The organism is Paraburkholderia sp., assembly GCF_026225065.1.
In the GTDB taxonomy this organism is placed as follows: domain Bacteria; phylum Pseudomonadota; class Gammaproteobacteria; order Burkholderiales; family Burkholderiaceae; genus Paraburkholderia.
Genome location: NZ_JAMFSB010000415.1, coordinates 1 through 5,090, shown reverse-complemented (window position 1 = coordinate 5,090; position 5,090 = coordinate 1). Strand labels below are relative to the sequence as shown.

General features: G+C 61.3%; 7 protein-coding genes. 4 read left to right on the top strand and 3 right to left on the bottom strand.

The genetic code is table 11. The features are described 5' to 3' along the window. The first annotated feature begins 149 nt into the window (after positions 1–149). The 4 genes from rplU (at position 150) to proB (ending at position 3,251) form a co-directional block, all read left to right on the top strand. Positions 150–461 (top strand): 50S ribosomal protein L21, encoded by a 312-nt coding sequence (rplU, locus tag M0954_RS28635; protein WP_007180329.1) that lies wholly within the window; start codon positions 150–152, stop codon positions 459–461. A 24-nt stretch (positions 462–485) separates the two neighbouring features. Next, positions 486–749, top strand: a complete 264-nt coding sequence (rpmA, locus tag M0954_RS28630) for a 50S ribosomal protein L27 (RefSeq protein ID WP_122152601.1) — start codon at positions 486–488, stop codon at positions 747–749. 181 nt (positions 750–930) lie between these two features. After that, positions 931–2,055: an Obg family GTPase CgtA gene (gene cgtA / locus M0954_RS28625; RefSeq protein ID WP_122152600.1), complete on the top strand. Its 1,125-nt coding sequence runs from the start codon at positions 931–933 to the stop codon at positions 2,053–2,055. 77 nt (positions 2,056–2,132) lie between these two features. Next, complete coding sequence (proB, locus tag M0954_RS28620) at positions 2,133–3,251, top strand: glutamate 5-kinase (protein WP_122152599.1); 1,119 nt, start codon at positions 2,133–2,135, stop codon at positions 3,249–3,251. Between the two features lie 177 nt (positions 3,252–3,428). Here the strand turns inward: proB and M0954_RS28615 are convergent, their stop codons facing one another. The 3 genes from M0954_RS28615 to M0954_RS28605 all read right to left on the bottom strand — a co-directional run. Next, complete coding sequence (locus tag M0954_RS28615; protein ID WP_297356861.1) at positions 3,429–3,986, bottom strand: CNP1-like family protein; 558 nt, start codon at positions 3,984–3,986, stop codon at positions 3,429–3,431. A gap of 76 nt (positions 3,987–4,062) precedes the next feature. Beyond that, on the bottom strand, positions 4,063–4,722 hold the full coding sequence (locus tag M0954_RS28610) for an RNA pyrophosphohydrolase (protein ID WP_297356859.1): 660 nt from the start codon (positions 4,720–4,722) through the stop codon (positions 4,063–4,065). A 178-nt stretch (positions 4,723–4,900) separates the two neighbouring features. After that, the coding region (locus M0954_RS28605; protein ID WP_297356857.1) for a hypothetical protein at positions 4,901–5,090 on the bottom strand (190 nt) is incomplete at its 5' end.

The window sequence follows — 5,090 nt, the reverse complement described above, 5'->3', positions numbered from 1 at the left end:
GGGATCGAAGCACGGCGCTCCGGCCGGCAGGGCTCCGCGAGGCCGCGAGGCGCCGGTCAATGAGTTTTGACCGCGCAGCTAACTCTATGTATAATCACGGGTTTCCGCGCGTGGTGCGTGGGGAAAATGAACACAGAGTGAGGTTCTCAATGTACGCGGTCATAAAAACCGGTGGCAAGCAGTATAAAGTTGCCGTCGGCGAAAAACTTAAAGTAGAACAGATACCGGCAGACATTGACGCTGAAATCACGCTCGACCAGGTTCTCGCAGTGGGCGAAGGCGAATCGATTAAGTTCGGTACGCCGCTGGTCAGTGGGGCTTCCGTCAAGGCTACCGTCGTGTCGCAAGGTCGTCACGCAAAAGTGACCATCTTCAAGATGCGTCGCCGGAAGCACTACCAGAAGCATGGCGGCCACCGCCAGAACTACACCGAACTGCGCATCGACGCGATCAACGCGTAAGCGCACCGGTTAAGGAGCTATCAAATGGCACACAAAAAGGCAGGCGGATCGTCACGTAACGGCCGCGACTCCGAGTCGAAGCGTCTCGGCGTGAAGGTTTACGGCGGTCAAGCCATCAACGCTGGCGGCATCATCGTGCGTCAACGTGGCACGCGTATGCACCCGGGCGAAAATGTCGGTATCGGCAAGGACCACACCTTGTTCGCGCTGACGGGCGGCCACGTCAAGTTCACGACGAAGGGCGCCGCAAAGAAGCAAACGGTCAACGTAGTCCCGGCAGCAGCCTGAGTTTATTCAGGCACGGGCTTCAGGACCGGAACAAAGGCCCCGCGAAGTTAGCGGGGCCTTTTTCATTGCAGGTTCATGGCTGAGAAGGTTGTCGTGAGCCCGCGCGGATGGCCGATCGGTCGATTGTCCAACGCACGGCGGGCACGGCAAAATAGCAACAGGACACGGGACGGAGTTAGGCATGAAGTTCATTGACGAAGCGAGGATTGAAGTCATCGCCGGCGACGGAGGGGATGGCAGCGCGTCGATGCGCCGCGAGAAGTTCGTCCCGTTCGGCGGTCCGGATGGCGGCGACGGCGGTCGCGGCGGCAGCGTTTACGCTGTGGCAGACCGCAACATCAACACTCTGATCGATTACCGGTACGCCAAGAAGCATCTGGCGCGCAACGGTGAAAACGGTCGCGGTGCGGATTGCTACGGCAAGGGCGGCGACGACGTTACGTTGCGCATGCCGGTTGGTACCACCATCTCGGACATGGAAACCGGCGAGCTGATCGCCGACCTGACCGAGCACAACCAGAGCGTCCAGATCGCCGAGGGCGGCGCGGGCGGCCTCGGCAACCTGCATTTCAAGTCCAGTACGAATCGCGCGCCGCGTCAAAAGACCGACGGCAAGCCGGGCGAGCGCCGCATGGTGCGCCTTGAGCTGAAGGTGCTGGCCGATGTGGGCCTGCTCGGCATGCCGAATGCCGGCAAATCGACTTTCATTTCCTCGGTGTCGAATGCGAAGCCGAAGATTGCCGACTACCCGTTCACTACACTCGCGCCAAATCTGGGCGTGGTGCGCGTCGGGCCGAGCCGCAGCTTCGTGATTGCCGATATCCCTGGGCTGATTGAGGGTGCCGCAGAAGGCGCGGGCCTTGGGCACCAGTTCCTGCGCCATTTGCAGCGTACGGGGCTGCTGCTGCACATCGTCGACATCGCGCCGTTTGACGTCGAGGTCGATCCGGTTGCGGAAGCCAAGGCGATTGTCAACGAACTGCGCAAGTACGACGAACTGTTGTACGAGAAGCCGCGCTGGCTGGTCCTGAACAAGCTCGACATGGTGCCCGAAGACGAGCGTGAAGCGCGCGTCGCGGCTTTCCGCGAAGGCTTTGGCTGGGACGGCCCGGTGTTCGAAATCTCGGCATTGACGGGCCAGGGCTGCGAAGCGCTGATTTATGCGGTGTACGACCATATCGCCGCGCATTCGGACGCGCAGCGCCAGGCCGAAGCCGAAGAACTCGCCGCAGACGTGCGTTTCCGCGAGAAGCAGCAGGGCGCGGCCCCGGGCGAGACGGACGAGCCGGTTCAGCCGCAGGAATAACAGGCACAGCTTGGGCGCTGGCGTGTCCGCATCGGGCCGCCGGCTGGCATACGCATTATCTTGGGAGACCGCGCAGAATGCGTTCCGTCATCGCAGACTCCAGGCGATTGGTAGTGAAAGTCGGGTCGAGCCTCGTCACCAACGACGGGCGCGGCCTGGATCATGCCGCGATCGGCCGCTGGGCGGCGCAGATCGCCGCCTTGCGTGCGCAGGGCAAAGAAGTCGTGCTGGTGAGTTCTGGAGCGATTGCCGAAGGAATGCAGCGGCTTGGCTGGACCAAACGCCCACGCGAAATCGACGAGTTGCAGGCTGCGGCTGCGGTTGGGCAGATGGGACTCGCGCAGGTGTACGAGAGCCGCTTTGCCGAACATGCCATCCGCACGGCGCAGATTCTGCTAACCCATGCCGACCTGGCCGACCGCGAACGTTACCTGAACGCCCGCTCCACGCTGCTGACGCTGCTGCGCCTGGGCGTGGTGCCGATCATCAATGAAAACGACACGGTCGTCACCGACGAAATCAAGTTCGGCGACAACGACACGTTGGGCGCGCTGGTGGCGAATCTGATCGAAGGCGACGCGCTGATCATTCTTACCGACCAGCAAGGGCTCTTCACCGCCGACCCGCGTAAGGATCCGTCAGCCACGCTCGTCCAGCAGGCCGACGCTGGTGCACCAGAACTCGAGGCGATGGCCGGCGGTGCGGGTTCGAGTCTCGGCCGCGGCGGCATGCTGACCAAGATTCTCGCGGCCAAGCGGGCGGCCCATAGCGGTGCCAATACGGTGATCGCGAGCGGTCGGGAGCCTGATGTACTGGTGCGACTCGCCACCGGCGAGGCGATTGGTACCCAGTTGATCGCCCGGACCGCGCGAATCGCGGCGCGTAAGCAATGGATGGCCGATCACCTGCAGGTGCGCGGGCACGTCGTGATCGACGATGGCGCGGTCGAGAAGCTGACGGGCGGCGGCAAGAGCCTGTTGCCGATCGGCGTGGTCGGCGTGCAGGGCGCGTTTGCGCGCGGCGAGGTGATTGCCTGCCTAAGCGCGGCAGGACGCGAGGTCGCGCGCGGACTTACGAACTACAGCAGCGCTGAGACCAAGCTGATTCAGCGCCGCCCGAGCGGCGATATTGAAAGCGTGCTGGGCTACATGCTGGAGCCCGAACTGATCCACCGCGACAACCTTGTACTGGTCTGACCAAGGCGGCCGCTGCGGTCAAAGCGGCCGGCGCAGAAACGATAAGCGGGAAACAACAAAACGAGCGACGAGAAACGCACACAAAAAAGCCGTTCCAGTCTGACCGGAACGGCTTTTTCTTTTGCTTCACGCCCAACGCACACCGCCCGAAAAGCAAAGCACGCCAAACGCCGAAACTTAATGAAGTTGCGACGCCGCGGTGCGGTGCATGCGCAAGTTATCGAGGATTTGCTTCGCTGGGCCCGTCGGAATCTTGTTCGCGCAGAAGTAGTCCTGGTAGAGCGACGCCTGATAGCCGTTCAGCGTGCTGTCTTCGATGCGTACAAACGCCGTGGCGACGGTGTTGTCCCAGCCATCGTGATCTGCATTGAGGGCGGCGTACTGGCGCCACTCGTACGTATCGCAGCGAATCCCTTCGTAGTTCACGTTGTGCGCGCCGCTCGGGCTCGTCACGACCACCGTATAGCGCACCACACCGTCATTGCCCACCGACAGCGATTTCGCGTCGACCGCAAACTTCAGCGGCGTATTGCCGGATACATCGAACGGGATCAGATTGCCAGCCAGCGGCAGCGAGGGCAGTGTGTCGACCTTGTCTTCAGTCCAGTTGGGCTTGCGATCGAGCAGATACGTAAACGCGCTGTCATCCTTGTTGGTGGGTTTGGGGGTGCTCGAACAACCAGCCAGCAGGGCGCCGGTGGCGACGCACGCCACGACGAGAGCAAATGCTTTCAATATGATTTCCTCGAAACGCCGGCGCGGCTTTTCATGAGCCGCACCGGCAGATGCGGCGCAGAAAGCCGCACAGGGTTTAATCGCGCAGACCCGACTGGGTCAGGGTATCGTCGGCAGGTCCGCAGTCGGACTCGATCGTCGTGCGAATCGTAGTCTCAACCGTTACGGTCGTTACCGACACTTCCTGCAGCTCCGTCACGGTCGACGCTATCCGGGGATAGCGCGGCCCGTGATGGCCGCCAGGTTTATCCGAACGCGGCGCAGCACGGCGCAGAAAACGGGATAACTCCGTCAACGCCAACTGATACACATCCCGCTTGAACTCGATCACACAGTCGAGGGGCACCCAGTACTCGTTCCAGCGCCAGGCATCGAACTCCGGATGGTCGCAGGCGCGCAAGCAAATATCGCAGTCGCGCCCCACCATCCGAAGCAGGAACCAGATCTGTTTCTGGCCGCGGTAATGACCGCGTACTTCACGCTTGATGAACTTGTCCGGCACCTCATAGCGCAACCAGTCGCGCGTGCGACCGATGATCTTGACATGCTCCGGATGCAAGCCGGTTTCTTCGTGTAACTCCCGATACATCGCTTGCACGGGGGTTTCACCATACTTGATGCCCCCTTGCGGAAACTGCCAGGAATGTTCACGGAGCCGTTTGCCCCAAAACACCTCGTTGTGCGCGTTCAAGAGGATGATGCCGACGTTCGGGCGAAAGCCTTCACGATCCAGCATACAACCACCTTCGAATCCTTTAAAATTGCTTTGATTATAAACAGATAACGGACCTGACGCAGCGGATCGCACTGGATTGGAATGATTCGCCGCAACATAGGTGCGTTTGCGATAGCCTTTGCCTGTGGGCCATCCGGGGCAGCGGCACCGCGGTGGCACGTATGGCGATGGCTCCGGCCTAAGGGTTTTTCACAGGTCTGCGAAGCGTTCGTGACGTCTTTGTCGCGCCTTTGTCGAGTTCCCCACCGTTTTCATCTTTCGGGCGGTCGCTCCGGCGCCGCCGCTTTTGGAAAAATTCTGAATGAAAGCTTCCCGTTTCTTTATCGGCACCCTCAAAGAAGCCCCCGCCGACGCCGAAATCGTCAGCC